We start from the raw sequence: 424 nt of genomic DNA on the forward strand, positions 1-424 counted from the left end.
TTCCCTTTTTCAAGTACAGGACCAAGCGTGACATATTTGTCGTAAATTTTAGTGTAGTCACGTTCTACGATAGCGAAGTTAGGCATTGTACGACCAGGTACCGCTTCAATTTCACCTTTCGACCAATCTTTCACTACGCCATATGGTGTAGATATTTCTTGTTTTGTATCATGACTAAGTGGTGTTGTCACAACATCTTTAAATGTTCCAGGTAAATAGTCTTTTGCCATTTCTGAAAATGCTTTTGCCAATGTTTTATAAATATCCCAGTCTGAACGTGATTCCCATAATGGATCAATAGCAGGATTGAAAGGATGTACATATGGATGCATATCCGTTGATGATAAATCATGTTTTTCATACCAAGTCGCTGCCGGCAAAACAATGTCAGAATATAACGGTGTTGCCGTCATTCTGAAGTCTA

1 protein-coding gene is annotated in these 424 nt (G+C 38.2%); it reads right to left on the bottom strand.

Going from position 1 to position 424, the window contains the following annotated elements; all coding sequences use genetic code 11:
* Positions 1–424: molybdopterin-dependent oxidoreductase (locus tag AC30CM_RS27175; protein ID WP_490120003.1), on the bottom strand; the 424-nt coding region annotated here is incomplete at both ends.

It is taken from the genome of Mycobacterium sp. DHQP2018-32-09 (genome assembly GCF_058148405.1).